This is a genomic window from Methylocella sp. (genome assembly GCF_044226135.1).
GTDB lineage: Bacteria > Pseudomonadota > Alphaproteobacteria > Rhizobiales > Beijerinckiaceae > Methylocapsa.
Genome location: NZ_JBGAHM010000030.1, coordinates 1 through 18,968, shown reverse-complemented (window position 1 = coordinate 18,968; position 18,968 = coordinate 1). Strand labels below are relative to the sequence as shown.

The window sequence follows — 18,968 nt, the reverse complement described above, 5'->3', positions numbered from 1 at the left end:
CGGTCGGGCGAAACGCCACCCCCAAAGGCCCGCCGATGCGCCCGAAAATTTTCCCGACCCGACCCTTTTGGCGCGCAAGGCCGCTCGCCCTGCCCCTCGCCGTCGCCGCCCTTTTCGCGGGCGTGGCGGCCGCCTCGGCGCAAAGCTCCGGGGCGGCGACCGAGGATCTCGCGCGCAAGGCGCAAAACCCGGTCGCCGACATGATCAGCGTGCCGTTCCAGAACAACACGAACATGCTGCAGGGGCCTTACGGCGAGACCGGAAACGTGCTCAACGTCGAGCCGGTGATCCCGATCAAGCTCAGCGAGGACTGGAACCTCATCACCCGCACGATTCTGCCGATCGTCTCGCAGGTGCGGACCTCGCCGACCGAGGGGCCGGCCTTCGGCCTCGGCGACGTCAACCCGACGCTGTTCCTGTCGCCGGCGAAGCCCGGCGAATTCATCTGGGGCGTCGGCCCGTCCTTCTCGTTTCCGACCGCCGGGGCGGACGTGCTGGGCACGGGCAAGTGGGAGGCCGGCCCCTCCGCGGTCGGCCTGTTCATCAAGGGGCCGTGGGTCGTCGGCGCGGTCGTCAACAATCTCTGGTCGTTCGCCGGCCCCGGGGACCGCTCCAGCGTCAGCATGATGACGGCGCAATATTTCATCAATTACAATTTTCCGGAGGGCTAGTACCTGACCTCAAGCCCGATCATCACCGCGAACTGGGTCGGCACGGGCGGACAATGGACCGTGCCGGTCGGCGGCGGCTTCGGCAAGATCTTCCGGCTTGGCGACGGTCTGCCGCCGATGAACGCCCAGTTTCAGGCGTTCTATAATGTCGTGCGGCCGGATTTCGGCGCGCAATGGCAGGTGCGTTTCCAGCTCGCCCTGCTGTTCCCGACCAAGTAAAGGCCTGGCGCCTCGCCGGCGGCGAGGCGCTTTCCCTCACATCCCGCCGAAACGGTCGGCGACGGTGAAGATGTCCTTGTCGCCGCGGCCGGAAATATTGACCACGGTCAGATGGTCCTGCGGCTTCGTCGGCGCGATTTCGGCGATCTTGGCCAGCGCGTGGGCCGGCTCGAGCGCCGGGATGATCCCTTCGAGCTCGCAGCACAGCCTGAAGGCGTCGAGCGCCTCGGCGTCGGTCGCCGAAAGATAGGTCACGCGGCCCGTCTCCTTGAGCCAGCTGTGCTCCGGCCCGATGCCCGGATAGTCGAGCCCGGCCGAGATCGAATGGCCTTCCTCGATCTGCCCGTCCCTGTCCATGAGGAGATAGGTGCGGTTGCCATGCAGCACGCCGGGCCGCCCGCCGGCGAGCGAGGCGGCGTGCTTGTCATGCAGGCCGAAGCCGGCCGCCTCGACGCCAAAAATCTCGACCGAAGGATCGTCAAGGAAGGGGTGAAACAGGCCGATGGCGTTGGAGCCGCCGCCGATGCAGGCGAAAAGCGAATCCGGCAGCCGCCCTTCGGCCTCCTGCATCTGCGCGCGCGTCTCGTCGCCGATGACGCACTGGAAGTCGCGCACCATGGCCGGATAGGGATGCGGCCCCGCCGCCGTGCCGATGCAATAGAAGGTGTCGGCGACATTGGTCACCCAGTCGCGCAGCGCCTCGTTCATCGCGTCCTTGAGGGTCTTGGCCCCGGCCTGCACCGGCACGACCTCGGCGCCGAGCAGCTTCATGCGAAACACGTTGGGCTTCTGCCGCTCGACGTCGACCGCGCCCATGTAGACCACGCATTTGAGGCCGAAGCGGGCGCAGGCGGTGGCGGTGGCGACGCCATGCTGGCCGGCGCCCGTCTCGGCGATGATGCGGGTCTTGCCCATGCGCCGTGCGAGCAGGATCTGGCCGAGCACATTGTTGATCTTGTGCGCGCCGGTATGGTTCAGGTCCTCGCGCTTGAAATAGATTTTCGCGCCGCCGTCATGTCCGGCGGCCGCGGCCTTCTCACGGAAATGCGCGGTCATGCGCTCGGCGAAATAGAGCGCGCTCGGGCGCCCGACATAATGTTTCAGGAGCCCGTCGAGCTCGGCCCTGAACGAAGGATCGACCCTCGCCGCCTGATATTCGCGCTCAAGGTCGAGAATCAGCGGCATCAGGGTCTCGGCGACGAAACGCCCGCCGAAAATGCCGAAATGGCCGCGTTCGTCGGGGCCGGAGCGGAAGGAGTTCGGAGCCGCAATCGTCATGGCACGCGCCTTTCTCGCCGAGGCCGCGCCTGCGGCTCATCGCTGTCGCGCCGCGGGCGGGCGCCTTGTGAAGGCCTGCTTTAGCCGGTCCCGCGCGCGAGCGAAACCCGCGCCGGCGCGTCGAGCCCGCGCGCGGCGCGCAGAAAGGCCGCGATCATGGCTTCGTCCTTGACGCCCGGCGCGCGCTCGACGCCCGACGAAACGTCGACGCCCGGCGCGCCCGAAACGCGCAGCGCCTCCGCGACATTGGCGGCGTCGAGGCCGCCCGCGACGAGCCAGGGCCGCGCGGTCGCAAGGCCCTGAAGAATCCGCCAGTCGAAGGACGCCCCATTGCCGCCCGGCAGCGCCGCGCCCGGCGGCGCCTTGGCGTCGAACAGCAGCATGTCCGCGATCTGCTCATAGGGGGCGGCGGCGGCGAGGTCGGCCGGCGAGGCGACGGGCAGCGCCTTGATGATCTTCACGTCAAAAGCGGCCCTGAGCGCCGCGACGCGTTCGGGCGGCTCATGTCCGTGCAGCTGGAGAAAGTCGGCCTCGACGGCGCGGGTCGCCGCGGCGATGAGGTCGTCCGGGGCGTCGACGGTCAGGAGCACGCGCGCGGCGCGCAAGCCGACGCGGGCGGCGAGCCGACTTGCGACGTCGAGCGAAAGATGGCGGGGGCTTTTCTCGAAAATGACGAAGCCCAGCATGTCGGCGCCGGCGGAAAGCGCGGCGTCGACCGCCTCCGGCGTCGTCACGCCGCAGATCTTGACGATGGGAGAACGCGTCATGCCGGCTCCGGCGTCCGATCGAGGCGCGTCCGGCCGTGGCCCGGCGCCGCCTGCGGCGCTACTTGCGGCGCTCGAGCGCCGGGACGAGCGAGGGCGTCTGCGGTTCGAGCTGGACGAGCTCGGCCCGGGTGCGGCGCAGCTCGGCGCGGGCCTGGCGCGCGGCGCGCCGACTGCGCCCCTGCCCCATCCAGGTCGCGACGCCGCCGATGAGAACGCCGACCATCAGCGTCCCGAGCATCAGCAGATAGAAGGGCGCCGAAACCTGCGGCCCGTTCGGCCCGCCGTTGGGGAATGGGTCGAGGTAGATCGTCGCCATGTGGCGGTTGGCCACGGCGAGCGCCAGAATCACGGCGGCGACGGGCAGGAGAATCAGCCATTTGAGAAAGCGCGCCATCGCCGTCATTCCTGATTGTCTCGCGCCTGGTTGTCTCGCGCCTGGTTGTCTCGCGCCTGGTTGTCTCGCGCCTGGTTGTCTCGCGCCGGGCGGCGCTGTGGAACGGGTCGGCGCCGTCCCGGATCGCGCGGCGGGCGAAATCAGTCCGCGGCGCCGTTGTTGAGCCGCTCGCGCATTTCCTTGCCGGTCTTGAAGAAGGGGACGACCTTTTCGTCCACTTCGACATGGGCGCCGGTGCGCGGGTTGCGGCCGATGCGGGCGTCTCGGTGCTTGACCGAGAAGGCGCCGAAGCCGCGCAGCTCGACGCGGTCGCCACGCGCGAGCGCGCTGGTGATCTCGTCGAGGATCGCGTTGACGATCTTTTCGACGTCGCGAAGATAGAGATGCGGATTGCGGTCGGCGATACGCTGCACGAGCTCGGATTTGATCATTCGCCCCGCCCACCAACCGGCATCATCAGGAATTGGGACCTGCGTCCCGAGCAGGGGCGGCGCCGGTCCGGCAAGCTCCGTCCGCAGGCGGTCGTGTTTGATTTCACGGCGTCATCAGGCCCCCGCCGCAATGACGTAAGACGGCGCGCGAAGGCCGTCAATCCGCGTCGCCAAATTGCCAAATCGAGACAAGACCGTCAAGCATCCGGCCGTCCGCGCGCGTGAGGAAAGGCGCCATCGCGTCAAGGCCGAGCGCCCCCGCCGCGGCCTGCGCCAGGGACGTCAGGCTCATGACGCTGAAGCCGCGTTGCGGGCGCCAGTCCTCGACCTTGAGGCCCTTCGCCACTTTTTTCTCGTTTTCGAGCCAGGCGACCGCCTCGCGCTCGCCGCCGAGCCGGTCGACGAGATGCAGGCCAAGCCCCTGCCGGCCGGTGAAGACGCGCCCGTCGTCGACGGCGGCGAGCCCGGCGTCGTCGAGGCCGCGGCGCTCGCGCACGAGCCCCTTGAACCAGGCGTAGCTGTCCATGACGATCGATTCGAGCGCGGCTTTCGCCTCCGGGCTCGTCGGCTCGTAGCCGTTCGGCGCGGCCTTGAGCGGCGAGGATTTGACGCCCTCGACCTTGACCCCGACCTTGTCGAGCAGGCCCGTGACATTGGGATATTGCACCAGCACGCCGATCGAGCCGACCAGCGAATTGCCGAGCGCCACGATCTGGTCGGCTCCGAGCGCCGCAATGTAGCCGCCCGACGCCGCGAGCGAGCCGACGACGGCGGCCGTCGGTTTTTTGGCCGAAAGCCGGCGCAGGGCGTCATAGACGCGTTCGGCGCCGGCCGTCGTGCCGCCCGGGCTGTCGATCGAGACGATCACCGCGGCCGCGTCCGAATCGGCGACGCGCGAGATCAGCCGCAACGTGTCGCGGTCCCCGGTGATGATCCCGCTCAGCGTCACCCGCGCGATATGCGGGCGCAGATGCGCGGCCTCGCCGCCGAAGACGCGTGCGCCAAGCGCGAGAATGACGAGCGCCGCGGCCAGAAAGGCGGCGACGCGCCACCATGAGAGCCGGCGCAGCAGGCTCCGGCGCTCGACGAGATAGTCCGCGAAGGACGGAATGGACATGCGGACTCCGTTAATCTGGCGCGCGTCGCGCGTCCGCGCGGCGGCGCCGGTCTTTCCCGCCTATATCGCACAAACGCGCCGCCGTCGCGAAGCGCCGCTCAAAGCTCAAGCGCGACATGGACCACCCCTTCCTCGAGGCGCATCGAGATGGGCAGGCCGCTGCGCTTGAACACCGAGAGCATGCCCTGGTTGGTGCCGAGCACCTCGGCCTCGAACCGCCGCAACCCGACCGCCCTGCCCGACTCGGCGATCCGGCGCATGAGCTCGGTGGCGAGGCCCTGGCCCTGGAAATCCTCCTCGATGGTGAAGGCGACTTCGGCGCGCTGCGGCGGCGTCTCGTCGTCGAGGGCGAAAAAGCTCGCGCCGCCGATGACGAATTCGGATTCGCCGTCGCCGATCGTGACCAGAAAGGCGCATTCGCGCGAAAAGTCGACATTGGCGATGCGGGCCAGCTCGGCCTCGCTCACCTCGTTCTTGTAGCCGAGGAAGCGGTTGTAGCGCGTCTCGGCGCCGAGTTCGCGGAAGGCGCGGCGGATTTTCGGCGCGTCGCCTGGCCGCGCCGGTCTGATGAGGGCGACGGCGCCGTTCTTCAGCTTGAACGGACGCGACGCGAGATCGGGTCGCTGCACGACGGAGACCATGGCCGGCTCCCTTGGCGGATCAGGGTCGGGGCTCGACCCTGGACGCGTTCGGCGACGTGAGGCGCGAACGCGCGCCCAAGCATTGTTTCAACGCATGCCCCGCCGCAAGAGGCCGCGGCGCCGGGCTGAACGCCCTAGCTCGACTTGAAGGCGCGCCGGCCCTCGCCCGCGCGCAATTCGGCGAGCGGCGTCTCGCCCGCCACCGCGCGCGAGCCGATGGCGACGAGCGGCCGCCCGGCGCGCGGCAGATAGACGTCGACGCGCGAGCCGAAGCGGATGAGGCCGATGCGGTCGCCGGCGCCCACGCTCTCGCCCTGCCGCGCGAAGCAGACGATGCGGCGCGCGACGAGGCCCGCGATCTGCACCACGCCGTAGCGCCCCGCCGGCGTCTCGATCACGACGCCGTTGCGCTCATTGTCCTCGCTCGCCTTGTCGAGGTCGGCGCTGAGGAACAGGCCCGGCTTGTAGGCGATCTTGACGATGCGGCCCGAGACCGGCGCGCGGTTCACATGGCAGTCGAACACCGACATGAACACCGACACGCGCTGCAGCGGCTCAGCGCCGAGGCCAAGCTCGGGCGGAGGCACGAAGAAGCCCACCGAAGAGATCACGCCGTCGGCCGGCGAGATCAGGAGATTGTCGTCGAGCGGCGTCTGGCGGACGGGGTCGCGGAAAAAATAGGCGCACCAGGCGGTGGCGGCGGCGCCGATCCAGAAGAGCGGCGCGAAAAAGGAGCCGAGCACGAGCGTCGCGACGGCGAAGCCCGCGACGAACACATAGCCCTCGGGATGGATCGGCGCGATCTGGCGGCGCATTGTGTCGATGAGCGACATGGTTTCCTTGAACGTCGGGACGGCGCGGCCGCGCCAGGGGCGCGGGCCACAGGGTTTCGCACGGGGATGCGAAAATCCCAAGTCAAACCGGCGCAAGTCAAACCGGAGCGGTCGGGCCCGGGCAAGTCGGGCCAGGCCGGCGTCACGCGGCGGCGGGGCCGCGCGGCGCCTGCGCCGCTTGCTCGTCGTCGGGCTCCATGCTGATGCTGACCCGGTCGCCCTCTTCTGCGGCGGCGCGGCGCAGCGTCTCCTCGGCCGCGGCGATTTCGTGCTGGCGGCCCCACATGGCGGCGTAGGCGCCGCCCCGCGCGATCAATTCCGCGTGGGCGCCACGCTCGACGATCGCGCCCCTGTCGAGCACGATGATCTCGTCGGCGTTGACCACGGTCGCGAGACGATGCGCGATGACGAGCGTCGTGCGGCCCTTCGCGACGCGCTCCAGCGCCTGCTGGATTTCGCGCTCGGTGAAGGAGTCGAGCGCCGAGGTGGCCTCGTCGAGCACGAGAATCGGCGGGTTCTTCAGGATGGTCCGGGCGATCGCCACGCGCTGCTTCTCGCCGCCCGAAAGCTTCAGCCCGCGCTCGCCGACCTCGGCGTCATAGGCGCCGGGCGCGGCCTCGATGAAGCGGTCGATCTGGGCGAGCCGGGCCGCCTCGCGCATCTCCTCGTCGGTCGCGCCCTCGCGGCCGTAGCGGATATTGTACGAGATGGCGTCGTTGAACAGCACCGTGTCCTGCGGCACGATGCCGATCGCCGCGCGCAGCGAGGTCTGGGTGACCCCGGCGATGTCCTGTCCGTCGATCAGGATGCGGCCGCCCTGCGGCTCGTAGAAGCGGAACAGCAGCCGGGCGATGGTCGACTTGCCGGCGCCGGACGCGCCGACGATCGCCGTTGTGCTTCCGGCCGGGACGGTGAAGGAGAGACCCTCGAGGATCGGCCGGCGCGGATCATAATGAAACGCGACGTTCTCGAAGCGCACCTCTCCCCTGGCGGCGACGAGCGGCTTCGCGCCCGGCCGGTCGCGGACTTCCGGGTTCTGCGCCAGAATGTCGAACATCATCTCGATGTCGATCAGCGACTGGCGGATCTCGCGATAGACCATGCCGAGATAGCTCAGCGGCTGGTAGAGCTGGATCATCATGGCGTTGACGAGCACGAAGGCGCCGATCGAGTTCTCGCCGGCCATGACGCCCCGCGCGCTCATGACCATGACGGCGACGAGCCCCGCCGTGAAGATCGCCGCCTGCCCGGCGTTGAGGATCGCGAGCGAGGTGTAGGTCTTGACGCTCATGCGCTCATAGCGCGCGATGGACACGTCGTAGCGCCGCTTTTCGCGCTCTTCAGCGTTGAAATATTTGACGGTCTCGAAATTGAGCAGGCTGTCGATGGCCTTGGTGTTGGCGTCGGTGTCGCTTTCGTTCATGGCGCGGCGGATCGAGATGCGCCAGTTCGTCGCCATGAAGGTGAAGGCGAGATAGGCCGTGATCATCGCGACCACGACGCCGACGAAGCCGAGGTCGAACTGGAAGAACAGCACGCCCAGGATGAGCAGGAACTCGACCGCCGTCGGGATCGCCGTGAGCATGGTCGTGCGCACGATGGTCTCGATCGAATTGCGGCCGCGCTCGAGGATGCGGGTCAGGCCGCCGGTCTTGCGCTCGAGGTGAAACCGCAGCGACAGAAGGTGCAGATGTTCGAACACGTCGCTCGCCAGCCGGCGCACGGCGTTCATCGCGACGTCGGCGAAGACCGCGTCGCGCGCCTGGGTGAACAGCGCCATGGCGACGCGCAACAGGCCATAAAGGAGGGTGAGCGCGACGGGCGCCGCGGCCCAGCCGTAAAATGGCGCGTTCGCCGGATCGACCAGCGCGTCCGTCGTCCATTTGAACGAAAAGGGCACGGCGATGGTCGCGAGCTTGGCGGCGAGCAGCAGCGCGATCGACACATAGATGCGCCGGCGCAGGTCCGGCCGGCCGGCCGGCCAGACATAGGGCGCGAGCCGGCGCAGGAGCGGGCCGAGGGCGACCCTCGGGCGCGGCGCGAGCGGCGCGCGCGGAACGGGCGGAACGGGCGAAGGGCGGTTTCCGGCGCCGCCCGCCCCGCCGACGCGGGGCGCGGCCGCGTCGGCGAGCGGCTGCGAAGTCAAAAGTGTTATAAACCTTTCGTGAGGAAGCCGGGATCACGCCGCGGCGTCGCGGCGGCGTGATCCCGCCTATATAAAGTCGCTTTTCGACGAACGCATCGCCCTGGCCTCAAATTCACGCGACGCGAAGCCCGCGAACGCCCAGATCGACAGAAAGGGACCATGACAGACGCTTTCCCCCGCGTCGAAGACGCTCTCTCCCCTCCTGAAGCCGAAACCTCCCGCATCCGTTCCGTCTGCGTCTATTGCGGCTCGGCGCGCGGCGTCGAGCCCGTCTATGCCGCCGCCGCCGGCGAACTCGGCCGGCTGATCGCGCAGGACGGGCTCGAACTCGTCTATGGCGGCGGCGGGCTCGGGCTGATGGGCGCGGTCGCGCGCGCCGCGGTGGCCGCCGGCGGCGTGGTGACCGGGGTGATTCCCGAATTTCTCCACCGCAAGGAGGGGCTGTTCGCGGACGTCTCGCAGACCATCGTCGTGCCCGACATGCATACGCGCAAGCGGCTGATGTTCGAGCGCGCCGACGCTTTCGTCGCCCTGCCCGGCGGCGTCGGCACTCTGGAGGAGCTCGTCGAGCAGCTCACCTGGGTGCAGCTCGAGCGCCACACCAAGCCGGTGGTCATCGCCGACGTCGACGGCTTCTGGCGGCCGCTCATCGACCTCTTCGCCCACATGCGCGAGCGGCGCTTCATCCAGCCTTCTTTTGAGGTGCGCTATCTCGTCGCCGAAAAGATCGGCGACGTGCTGCCGATGATCCGGGCGGCGGCGGCGCGCACGGACAGGCTCGGCCTGCGCAAGGAGACGGTCGACCCGCGCCTGTGAACCCGTCTTTGCCGACGCTTGCGTTTCGCGGCGCCGCGTGATTTTCGTCTTGTAGAGAGAGGGATGTTCGGCTTCGCCCGCGGCGCGGGCCGTGGAGCCAGAAGGTGACGACGCTGAAACAAGAGGACGGCGGCTCTTTCGAGTGGCCCCTTTCCGCTTCGGGCGACGCCGCGCCCGCGGCGCAGGAGTCGGACGCCGCGATGTCCGGCGACGCGCTCGCCGGCGACGCCGAAGCGCCGCTGCGCGCCCGGCCGGAAGATCATCTCGTCGAGCCCGACGCCGCGCCGCGCCTCGCGCGGACGCGGTTTCTTGCGCTGCTCGCGCTGGTCCTCGCCCTACATGGGCTGATCCTGGCGCTGATCCTCCTGCGGCCCGAGCCCGAGACGCAGCTCGCCGCCGTCGAGGAAATTCCGGTCGAGATCGTGCCCGAGCCCGAGCCCGAGCCGCCGCCTTCCCCGCCCGAACCGCCGAAGCCGCCCGAGCCCCCGCCGCCCACGCCCGAAAAGCAGCCCAAGCCGAAGCTGCAGGACGACGAGCGCATGGCCGTCGACGCGCCGCGCTTCGAGAACAAGGAGACGGTCGAGCGCGACGCGCCGGACCCGGAGACGAAGGCGCGCAAGGAGGCGGCCCCCTCCGAGCAGAACGCCGAGACGCCGGCGCCGCCGCAAAAGCCCGAGGCGCCGCCGGTCGCGGCCGAGATCGCGCCCGAGATCGAGGAGCAGAAGCAGAAGCTCGCCGAGGACAAGCCCGACGCCGAGGCGCTCGACAAGGCCGCGCCCGCGCCGGTGCGCCGCCCGGCCGACCTCGCCAAGGCGCCGGCGCAGACCAAAGCGCCGCCGACGCAGGCCAAACGCCCAAGCGTCGCCGACCAGCTCGCCGCGCTCGCGCCCTCGCCCGACTACAAGATCGGCTCGGCGGCCAAGCCCTCGCCCGTCGGCGGCGGCACGGCGCGCACCAGCTATCTGTCGATCCTGTTCGGCCTGATCATGCCGCACATGAAAATTCCGGCCGACCTGCGCAGCGGGCGGATGAAGGCCGAGGGCATCGTCGCGTTTTATGTGGACGAGCGCGGCAATCTCACCCATTCGGCGGTCTATCGCGCCAGCGGGCGGCCCGACCTCGACCGCGCGGCCATGGCCGCGGTGCGCGCCGCCGCGCCCTTCCCGCCGCCGCCGCGCGGCGACCCGCGGGCCATCTGGTTCCATTACGACACGCAGTAAGCGCGCCTCAGGCGTCCGACTTGAGCAGCTTGTAGTTGATCGCGTCGGTCAGCGCCTGGAACGAGGCGTCGATGATGTTGGCCGAAACGCCGACCGTCGACCAGGTCTCGCCCGAGCCGTCGCGGAACTCGACCAGCACGCGCGTCACGGCGTCGGTGCCGCCCTGGAACACGCGCACGCGGTAGTCGACGAGCTCGAGATCCTCGATGAAATTCTGGTAGCGCCCAAGGTCCTTGCGCAGGGCGAGGTCGAGCGCGTTGACCGGGCCTTCTCCTTCGGCCGCCGAGATCATGGTCACGCCGTCGACCACGAGCTTGACGACCGCCTCCGACACGGTGACGAGATCGCCCTGCGCATTGTGGCGGCGCTCCACGTCGACGCGGAAGCGCTCCACCTCGAAATAGGTCGGAACCTCGCCGAGCGCGCGCCGCGCCAGCAGCGCGAAGGAGGCGTCCGCGCCCTCATAGGCGTAACCCTGCGCCTCCTTCTGCTTCACCTCGTCGAGCAGGCGGCCGACGCGCGGGTCTTCCTTGTCGATGTGAACGCCGATGCGCTCGAGCTCGGCCAGCACGTTGGACTTGCCGGCCTGGTCCGACACCAGCAGCCGGCGCTTGTTGCCGACGAGCTCGGGCGGCACATGCTCATAGGTGCGCGGCTCCTTGGCCAGCGCCGAAGCGTGGATGCCGGCCTTGGTGGCGAAGGCCGAGGCGCCGACATAGGGCGCGTGGCGGTTCGGCGCGCGGTTCAGCAGCTCGTCGAGCGTATGGCTGATCTTGACGAGACCGGGCAGTTTTTCACGCGGCACCGAGACGTCGAAGCGCTCGGCGTAGTCGGGCTTGAGCAGCAGCGTCGGGATCAGCGAGGTCAGGTTGGCGTTGCCGCAGCGCTCGCCGAGCCCGTTCAGCGCGCCCTGGATCTGCCGCGCCCCGGCGCGCACGGCGGCGAGCGAATTGGCCACCGCCTGCTCGGTGTCGTTATGCGCGTGGACGCCGATGCGCTCGCCCGGGAAACGCCGCGCGACCTCGCCGACGATGCGCTCGACCTCATGCGGCAGGGTTCCGCCATTGGTGTCACAGAGCACCGCCCAGCGCGCGCCGGCTTCGAGCGCGGCTTCCACGACCGCGAGCGCATAGGCCGGATTGGCCTTGTAGCCGTCGAAGAAATGCTCGCAGTCGAGCATCGCCTCGCGCCCGCGGGCGAGCGCCGCCGCGACCGACTGCCGGACGGCGTCGAGATTCTCGTCGAGCGTCACGCCGAGCGCGACGCGCACATGATAGTCCCAGGACTTGGCGACAAAGGTGATCGTGTCGGCGTCGGCCGCGAACAGGGCGGCGAGGCCGGGGTCGTTCTCGACCGAGCGGCCGGCCCGCTTGACCATGCCGAAGGCCGCGAACCGCGCGGCGCGAAGGCGCGGCCTTTGCGCGAAAAATTCGGTGTCGATGCGGTTCGCGCCGGGATAGCCGCCTTCCACATAGTCAAGCCCGAGCTCGTCGAGCATGGCGGCGATCGCCCGCTTGTCGGCGAGCGAGAAATCGACCCCCGTGGTCTGGGCGCCGTCACGCAGCGTGGTGTCGTAGAGCGTCAGCCGCTCGCGCGCGGCGGCCCCTCCCGGCGCCATGGCCGCGTCCCCTGGACTTTCCCTCGTCATCGTTCTCTCTTCACGGCGAAAGCGTCTTTCTCATGCGCGTGGCGCCGAGCCAGACGTCGTCGAACGAAATCGTGTTGCGCCGCTGCGCGACATAGCCGCGCCGGTCGAACAGCGGCTTTGCGGTGTCGCTCGCGTCGACGTCGACGGCCTTGATCTGGCGCGCGCCGGCGAGCTTCTCGACGGCGTCGACAAGGGCCGAGGCGACGCCGGTGCGCGCGACCGCCGGATGCACGTAAAGCTGGTCGATCAGACCGTTTCTGAAAACGATGAAGCCGATCGCCGCGCCCTCGCGCAGGGCGACGATGCTGAGCCCGGACTTCAGCGTCGCGCCGAGCTCCTCCTCGTCGCTCGCGGCCTCGGCCCAGGCGCGGCGCTGCGGATCGTCATAATCGTCGGCGGTCAGCTCCTCGATCGCCGAAAGCCGGATCTCGTAGAGCAGCGGCAAATCATCCGGCAGGTAGGGCCGGAGCGAAGGCGGCGGCGGCGCCGCGCGCGCGGTCACGGACGAAACTCCCATGTGGTCCCGCCGCCCCTGTCGTCCCTGAGCGCGACGCCCATCGCCGCGAGCGCGGCGCGCAGCCGGTCGGATTCGGCCCAGTTCTTGGCCCGGCGCGCGGCCTCGCGCTCGGCGACGAGCGCCATGGCCTTCTCGAAGACGCTCGCCTCGACCGCGCGCGTCTCCTGCGGCAGGCTGGCGAGGTCGATCCCGAGCAGCGAAAGGCCGCCGAGCAGCGCCGCCGGGTCCTTCGCCTTCAGCACGTGCAGCTCCGAGATGGCGCGCGGCGTGTTGAGGTCGTCGGCGAGCGCGGCGACGACGTTTTCGCCCGGCGCGCCGGGCGCGACGCCCTCCGCCGCCTTGCGCCAGTCGAGCAGCGCGCGTTCGGCCTCCTCGAGGCTTTTGACCGTGAAGTCGATCGGCTGGCGGTAATGGGTGCGCAGCATGGCGAGCCGCAGCACGGCGCCCGGCCATGGGCGGCCGCCGAAGGCGTCGGTCGTGAGCAATTCATGGATGGTGACGAAATTGCCGAGGCTCTTCGACATCTTCTCGCCGTTGATCACCAGCATGCCGTTGTGCACCCACATCCGCGCGAACCGGCTGCCCGGGAAGGCGCACAGCGACTGCGCGATCTCGTTCTCGTGGTGCGGGAAGATCAGGTCGGTGCCCCCGCCATGGATGTCGAAATTCTCGCCCAGGTGGCGCCATGACATGGCCGAGCACTCGATATGCCACCCCGGCCGCCCGCGCCCCCACGGGCTGTCCCAGCCCGGCAGGTCCGGCGTGGACGGCTTCCACAGCACGAAATCCCCCGCATCGCGCTTGTACGGCGCCACGTCCACCCGCGCCCCGGCCAGCAATTCGTCCGGCGAGCGCCCCGAGAACGCCCCGTACTGCGAAAAGCTCGGCACCGAGAACAGCACGTGGCCCTCGGCCGCATAGGCGTGGCCGGAGGCGATCAGCCGCTCGATCAGCACGATGATCTCGGCGATCGTCTCGGTCGCCCGCGGCTCCACGTCGGGCGGCAGGTTGCCCAGCGCCGCGATGTCGGCGCGGTAGTCGGCCAGCGTCCGCTCGGTGATCTCCCCGATCGGCACGCCCTGCTCGCGCGCCCGGTTGTTGATCTTGTCGTCGATGTCGGTGACGTTGCGCACGTAGGTCACGCGCGGAAACAGAAGCCGCAGCACCCGCGTCAGCACGTCGTAGATCACCGCCGGGCGGGCATTGCCGATATGCGCCAGGTCGTAGACCGTCGGCCCGCAGCAATAGATCCGCACATGCCCCGGCTCGATCGGCACGAGGGTCTCGCGCCGCTTGGTGACGAAGTTGTGCAGACGCAGCTCGGGCATGGCCTTCTCCCGGAATGGGCGGCGGTTGTCGCAGGCGCCGTCTTCCGAATCAATCGCCGCAGGGCTGGCTTGACAAATCCGCCCGGCCCGCGCCTCTGCCGCGCCCATGATCCTCGGCTTGCTGGGCATCGCCATCGGCGGCGGCGCCATCATCGCGCTCGCCGCCTGGGCGGGCATTGCCGCCATCGGGGCGGAGCTGCGCCACGCCGCCTGGGCGGTGGCGCCCGCGGTCGCGCTGATGCTGGTGCAACTGTGGCTCTCCGCCATTGCCTGGCGCATCTCGGTGGGCGAGCGCGTGCCGCGCCTCAGCCGCTACTTCCGCATCCGCCTGATCCGCGAGGCGGTCAACAACATGCTCCCGGTGGCCCAGCTCGGCGGCAACCTCGTCGGCATCCGCATGCTCGCCCAGCGCGGCGTCCCGGGCCCCGTCGCCGGCGCCGGCACCACGCTCGACATCACCGTCGAGGTGGTCACGCAGTTCCTGTTCACCCTCATGGGCTTCGCGGCACTCGCCACCACCGAGGCGGGGGCCGGCCAGCCCTGGGTGATGTGGTCCCTCGCCATCATGGCCGCCGGCGTCGCCGCCTTCATCGCCGCCCAGCGCGCCGGGCTGCTGCGCATCGTCGAAGCCCTGATCCGGCCGCTGCAGCGCGTCTTCCCCGGCGTGACGGTGGAGAGCGTGCGCGGCCTGCACGCCGAGCTGATGCGCCTCCACCGCGACCGCAAGGCGCTCGCCGTGGCCGGAGCGCTGCACCTCGTCGCCTGGCTGCTCGGCGTGGTGGAGACCTGGATCGCGCTGTGGGCGATGGGCGTCGATGCCGGCTGGCAGGCCGCGCTGGTGATCGAGAGCCTGGGCATGGCCGCCCGCAGTGCCGGATTCGCGGTGCCCGGCGCGCTGGGCGTGCAGGAGGTCGGCTTCGTCGTCGTCTGCGGCCTGTTCGGCATCGAGGCGGACCAGGCCATCGCGCTGTCGATGGTCAAGCGTGCGCGGGAGCTGGCGGTGGGCGTCGCCGGCCTGGTGATGTGGCAGTGGGCCGAGGGCCGGCGGCTGATCCTCAGATCACGCTGAGCTCCACCAGCAGCGCCGCCGCCGCCGCGCCCAGCCCGATGGCGCCGGCCACCCAGGCCAGCAGCCGCACTCGCGCCACGATCGAGCCCGAGGCAAGCACGATCGCGATCTGCAGCGCCCCGACCGCGTATTCCAGCATGTGGTAGCGGTGGAAGGCGTGGTCGCGCGCCCGCTCGCTGGCCCGCGCCTTGGTCGCCAGCTGGCGGCGGCCGTTGCTCTTCTCGTCGTCGTCCAGCCGCTTGGCCTCGGCCCGCGCGGCCTCGATCTTCTCGCGCAGCGCCGGGTCCGGCGGCAGCGATTCCAGCAGCTCGGCGTGCAGGCTGTACACGGTCCCGCGGATGTTCTTGGCCTGGTAGAACGCCCAGTCGTCGGAGGCGGTGATGTGGTGGGCGAGATAGGCGTTCTGCGACTTCTTCTCGGCGATCTCGGTCAGCGACAGCAGGGCGGCCAGCGCCGCCACCAGCATGGCGACGTTGCGCCCGAACCGCGCGCCGCCGGCGTCGTGCGCGGCATGCTCGATCGCTTCCTTGGCGTGTTCCTGGGCCTGCGCCATCGGCTCTCCCTGCGCGGCACGCCGGCCCCGCCCGGCGGGCGGCAAGTCCGCGAATTGCATCGGTGGGAGCGGGATGGTGGGTGCGACAGGGATTGAACCTGTGACCCCCGCCGTGTGAAGGCGATGCTCTCCCGCTGAGCTACGCACCCATCCCGCGGCCGGCGTGATAGGTCTGGCCGAGCGCCGATGTCAACCCATATGCTGCTGCATGACCCTGCGGCTGCCGGCCCTGGCCCTGCTCGCGCTGCTCCCTGCCGCCGCCCGTGCGCAGGAGGCGACGCAGCTGAGCTACGCGATCTACGCGGCCGGGCTCAACGTGCTGGTGGTGGACAGCAAGGCCGAGTTCGGCCCGCGCGACTACCGGATCGACCTCGCCTACCGCACCACCGGGCTGTACGGCACCTTCATCCCGGTCCGCATCGACAGCTTCGCCCAGGGAAGCTGGAACGGCGCGCGCCCCGCGCCGCAGCGCTTCGCCTCCTGGGGCGTGGCGCGCGGCAAGGAGCGGCGGATCACCCTCGACTATCCGGGCGGCCAGCCGGTGATCCGCACGCTGGTGCCCGCGACCGAGCCCGACCGCGACCCGGTGCCGCCGGCCCAGCAGCGCGACACGATGGACACGCTGAGCGCCATGGCCTTCCTGGTGCGGCAGGTGGCGCAGACCGGGCGCTGCGACGGCACGGTGCGCATCTTCGACGGCCGCCGCGTGCTGGAAACCCAGTCGGTCACCGCCGGAAGCGAAAGCCTGTCCGAGGACTACCGGTCCGCCTTCAAGGGCACGGCCCTGCGCTGCGACATGCGCGGGCGCCAGCTCGCCGGCTTCCAGCACGACGCCGACGAGGCCGAGATCCGCCGCGTCCATGTCAGCCATGCCTGGCTCGCCCCGCTGGTGCCGGGGCAGCCGGCGCTGCCGGTGCGGGTGTCGTTCGAGACGCGGTTCTTCGGCAGCGCGACCGCCTACCTGACCCAGTTCGGGCCGACGCAGGCAGTCAGGTAAGGGCTGGCATTTTCGGAGACAGGCCGTCTCCCTCGCCTTGCGCCCGCGCCGCACCGCGGTACGATCCCGGCCAAACGCAAGGAGCCCCCGATGCACCAGCTGACCGGCTATGTCGACCGATGGAGCGCGAAGCAGGGCGGCACCCTGCGCTTCATGGTCTCCAGCGCCGGCGGGCGGGACTATGCGCTGCGCTTCGTCCGCCATCTCTGCGCCGACCCGAACCCCGCCGGCCCCGGCTACCACGAGGTGCCGATGCCGACCGGGCTCGACGGCACGCGGCCGGGCACCGAGCAGGGTGCCTGGCTCGGCAGCTTCGGCCACGCCCGCATCGGCGCGCTGCCCGGCGGCACACTCACCCTGCGCGCCACGATCTGGCCCACCACGCCGCGCAAGGGCGTGCAGGGCGTGCTGGCCCTGGCCGCCCCCGGCTGGCGCTTCGCGCTCGGCATCGGCCCCGACGGCGCCTTCGCCGAAGCCACCGGCACGGCCGGCCCCGTCCGTGCCGCCACCGGCCGCAAGCTCCTCGAACGCCGCTGGTACGACCTCACCGCCACCATCGCGCTCGACGGCACGCTGAGCGTGGAGCAGCGCCCGCACGCGCCGCTCGGCGACGCCGGGCAGGGCAGCGCCAGGGGCGCGCAGGCCGGCGCCACCGGCGCCGAAGCCTTCATCGCCGCGCTCCCGCCGGACGGCGGCGGCGCGCCGGCCACGGCCCATTTCAACGGCAAGATCGAGCGCCCGGCCATCCTCGGCGCCAACGGCCCGGTCGCCGAATGGGACTTCTCCATCGGCATCCCCACCCAGACCGCCACCGATATCGGCCCGCACGGCGCCCATGCCCGGCTGGTCAACCTGCCCACCCGCGCCATGACCGGCGCCGCCTGGACCGGCGCCGTGCACGATTGGAAATCCGCCCCCCAGCTCTACGGCGCGATCCATTTCCACGACGACGACCAGGGCCCGCTGGGCTGGCAGGAAAGCTTCGCCCTGGTGATCCCGCCCGACTGGCCGAGCGGCTTCTATGCCGCCCACCTCAGCAACGAAGCCGGCGAGGACTACATCCCCTTCATCGTCCGCCCGGCGAAGCCGCAGTCGGACGTCGTCCTGCTGGTGCCCACCTTCAGCTACCAGGTCTATGGCTGCTACGTCCGCCCCGGCCGCGGCGCCGAGATCGCCGCCCGCGCCGCCCAATGGGGCGCCCTGCCCGAGACGCCGGACATGAACCCGCAATTCGGCCTGTCCTGCTACAACCACCACAGCGACGGCTCGGGCGTCGCGCTGATGACCCAGCACCGCCCGATGCTCGACACGCGGCCGAAGCAGTTCTCGCTGATGGACCCGGTGGAAGGCGCCTCCGGCACCGGCCGCTGGGTTGTGGACAATTATTTCGACCAGTTCCTGCGCACCATCGGCGTCGCCCACGACGTCATCACCGACCACGACCTGCACGCGGACGGCCTGGCCGCGCTGACCCCCTACCGGCTGGTCATCGCCGCCCAGCACCCGGAATACCATTCCGAGCGCATGATGCAGGCCTTCGAGGACTTCCTGGGCCAGGGCGGCCGCCTGATGTACATGGGCGGCAACGGCTTCTACTGGCGCGCCGAGCCGTCGCAAGAGCAGCCCGAGACGCTGGAGGTCCGCCGCGCCGAGGGCGGCATCCGCGTCTGGGAAACCTTCCCCGGCGAAAGCTACAACCAGTTCGGCGGCGGCTACGGCGGCCTGTGGCGCCGCATCGGCCGCTCCAGCCACAAGCTCGTCGGCATCAGCTTCTCCACCCAGGGGCGGCATCTCGGCTTCCCCTACAGGCTGATCGACGGCATCCGCGACCCGCGCGTCGCCTTCATGACCGACGGCATCCCCACCGCCTCCGGCACCGTCTTCGGCGACGCCGGCTACATGGGCGGCGGCGCCGCCGGCTTCGAGCTCGACAGCGTGAACGCCAAGTACGGCACGCCGCCGCACGCGCTGGTCGTCGCCAAGGGCGTCGTCATCCACCCCGACTACGCCTGGGTCAACGAGGACATGCTGACCCATCGCCACCCGCTGCCGCAGGAGGACTGGTCCTGCGCCGACATGACCTTCTTCGAGACGGCCGCCGGCGGCGCGGTCTTCTCGGTCGGCTCGATGACCTACGCCGGCAGCCTGATGGTCAATGGCGGCGACACCGTGCTGGGGCGGCTGACGGCCAACGTGGTGCGCCGCTTCGCCGACCCGGCGCCGTTCACGCTGCCGGCGATGCCGTAGGCCCCGGCGCCGCCGCCAGCACGTCGCCGAGCAGGCGCTCGATCTCCTCGAACGCCACCGGCTTCACCAGGTGGTG

Annotated in this window: 19 protein-coding genes and 1 tRNA gene; 7 read left to right on the top strand and 13 right to left on the bottom strand. The window is 70.3% G+C overall.

Annotation, left to right across the window (positions count from 1 at the left end; genetic code table 11):
* The first annotated feature begins 35 nt into the window (after positions 1-35).
* Both ACILRB_RS12265 and ACILRB_RS12260 read left to right on the top strand, forming a co-directional pair.
* Positions 36-671 carry a hypothetical protein gene (locus ACILRB_RS12265; protein WP_395666576.1) on the top strand — a complete coding sequence of 212 codons (636 nt, stop codon included), beginning with the start codon at positions 36-38 and terminating at the stop codon, positions 669-671.
* A gap of 60 nt (positions 672-731) precedes the next feature.
* Positions 732-890: a hypothetical protein gene (locus ACILRB_RS12260; protein WP_395666575.1), complete on the top strand. Its 159-nt coding sequence runs from the start codon at positions 732-734 to the stop codon at positions 888-890.
* Between the two features lie 36 nt (positions 891-926).
* Here ACILRB_RS12260 and trpB read toward each other — a convergent pair whose 3' ends face one another.
* From trpB to ACILRB_RS12220, 8 genes are all read right to left on the bottom strand, one after another.
* Positions 927-2,168, bottom strand: a complete 1,242-nt coding sequence (gene trpB, locus ACILRB_RS12255; protein WP_395666574.1) for a tryptophan synthase subunit beta — start codon at positions 2,166-2,168, stop codon at positions 927-929.
* A gap of 80 nt (positions 2,169-2,248) precedes the next feature.
* A complete protein-coding gene (locus ACILRB_RS12250) occupies positions 2,249-2,935 on the bottom strand; it encodes a phosphoribosylanthranilate isomerase (RefSeq protein WP_395666573.1) in 687 nt (228 codons plus the stop codon).
* Positions 2,936-2,993: 58 nt separating this feature from the next.
* The gene (locus ACILRB_RS12245) at positions 2,994-3,329 is read right to left on the bottom strand and encodes a lipopolysaccharide assembly protein LapA domain-containing protein (protein WP_395666572.1); all 336 of its coding nucleotides are present in this window, start codon (positions 3,327-3,329) and stop codon (positions 2,994-2,996) included.
* 140 nt (positions 3,330-3,469) lie between these two features.
* On the bottom strand, positions 3,470-3,760 hold the full coding sequence (locus tag ACILRB_RS12240; protein ID WP_395666571.1) for an integration host factor subunit beta: 291 nt from the start codon (positions 3,758-3,760) through the stop codon (positions 3,470-3,472).
* A gap of 157 nt (positions 3,761-3,917) precedes the next feature.
* Positions 3,918-4,877 carry a signal peptide peptidase SppA gene (sppA, locus tag ACILRB_RS12235; protein ID WP_395666570.1) on the bottom strand — a complete coding sequence of 320 codons (960 nt, stop codon included), beginning with the start codon at positions 4,875-4,877 and terminating at the stop codon, positions 3,918-3,920.
* Between the two features lie 98 nt (positions 4,878-4,975).
* Positions 4,976-5,518 (bottom strand): GNAT family N-acetyltransferase, encoded by a 543-nt coding sequence (locus ACILRB_RS12230; protein ID WP_395666569.1) that lies wholly within the window; start codon positions 5,516-5,518, stop codon positions 4,976-4,978.
* Between the two features lie 134 nt (positions 5,519-5,652).
* Positions 5,653-6,351, bottom strand: coding sequence for a phosphatidylserine decarboxylase (locus ACILRB_RS12225; RefSeq protein WP_395666568.1), 699 nt, complete (start codon positions 6,349-6,351; stop codon positions 5,653-5,655).
* Between the two features lie 142 nt (positions 6,352-6,493).
* Positions 6,494-8,359, bottom strand: coding sequence for an ABCB family ABC transporter ATP-binding protein/permease (locus ACILRB_RS12220; RefSeq protein WP_395666597.1), 1,866 nt, complete (start codon positions 8,357-8,359; stop codon positions 6,494-6,496).
* A 297-nt stretch (positions 8,360-8,656) separates the two neighbouring features.
* Here ACILRB_RS12220 and ACILRB_RS12215 point away from each other — a divergent pair, with 297 nt between their 5' ends.
* Together ACILRB_RS12215 and ACILRB_RS12210 are read left to right on the top strand one after the other, a co-directional pair.
* The gene (locus ACILRB_RS12215) at positions 8,657-9,313 is read left to right on the top strand and encodes a TIGR00730 family Rossman fold protein (RefSeq protein WP_395666567.1); all 657 of its coding nucleotides are present in this window, start codon (positions 8,657-8,659) and stop codon (positions 9,311-9,313) included.
* Between the two features lie 104 nt (positions 9,314-9,417).
* Positions 9,418-10,533 (top strand): TonB family protein, encoded by a 1,116-nt coding sequence (locus ACILRB_RS12210; protein WP_395666566.1) that lies wholly within the window; start codon positions 9,418-9,420, stop codon positions 10,531-10,533.
* A gap of 7 nt (positions 10,534-10,540) precedes the next feature.
* On the opposite strand, the gene cimA is transcribed toward ACILRB_RS12210, so the two are convergent.
* From cimA to cysS, 3 genes are read right to left on the bottom strand one after another with little or no spacing between them, the layout of a single operon-like run.
* Positions 10,541-12,151: a citramalate synthase gene (gene cimA / locus ACILRB_RS12205; protein WP_395666565.1), complete on the bottom strand. Its 1,611-nt coding sequence runs from the start codon at positions 12,149-12,151 to the stop codon at positions 10,541-10,543.
* 40 nt (positions 12,152-12,191) lie between these two features.
* The gene (locus tag ACILRB_RS12200) at positions 12,192-12,683 is read right to left on the bottom strand and encodes a GNAT family N-acetyltransferase (protein WP_395666564.1); all 492 of its coding nucleotides are present in this window, start codon (positions 12,681-12,683) and stop codon (positions 12,192-12,194) included.
* Positions 12,680-14,026, bottom strand: coding sequence for a cysteine--tRNA ligase (cysS, locus tag ACILRB_RS12195; protein WP_395666563.1), 1,347 nt, complete (start codon positions 14,024-14,026; stop codon positions 12,680-12,682). The genes ACILRB_RS12200 and cysS overlap by 4 nt, the downstream gene beginning before the upstream one ends.
* Before the next feature lie 106 nt (positions 14,027-14,132).
* On the opposite strand from cysS, the gene ACILRB_RS12190 reads away from it, so the two are divergent.
* Positions 14,133-15,095: a lysylphosphatidylglycerol synthase domain-containing protein gene (locus tag ACILRB_RS12190; protein ID WP_395666562.1), complete on the top strand. Its 963-nt coding sequence runs from the start codon at positions 14,133-14,135 to the stop codon at positions 15,093-15,095.
* Here the strand turns inward: ACILRB_RS12190 and ACILRB_RS12185 are convergent.
* Positions 15,082-15,648, bottom strand: coding sequence for a DUF4337 family protein (locus ACILRB_RS12185; RefSeq protein WP_395666561.1), 567 nt, complete (start codon positions 15,646-15,648; stop codon positions 15,082-15,084). The genes ACILRB_RS12190 and ACILRB_RS12185 overlap by 14 nt on opposite strands.
* Positions 15,649-15,722: 74 nt before the next feature.
* Positions 15,723-15,797: transfer RNA gene (locus ACILRB_RS12180), tRNA-Val, on the bottom strand.
* A 59-nt stretch (positions 15,798-15,856) separates the two neighbouring features.
* Here ACILRB_RS12180 and ACILRB_RS12175 point away from each other — a divergent pair.
* Entirely contained in the window at positions 15,857-16,645 is a 789-nt protein-coding gene (locus tag ACILRB_RS12175) for a DUF3108 domain-containing protein (protein ID WP_395666560.1), read from the top strand.
* A 90-nt stretch (positions 16,646-16,735) separates the two neighbouring features.
* Entirely contained in the window at positions 16,736-18,892 is a 2,157-nt protein-coding gene (locus ACILRB_RS12170) for a N,N-dimethylformamidase beta subunit family domain-containing protein (RefSeq protein WP_395666559.1), read from the top strand.
* Positions 18,893-18,968 lie beyond the last annotated feature (76 nt).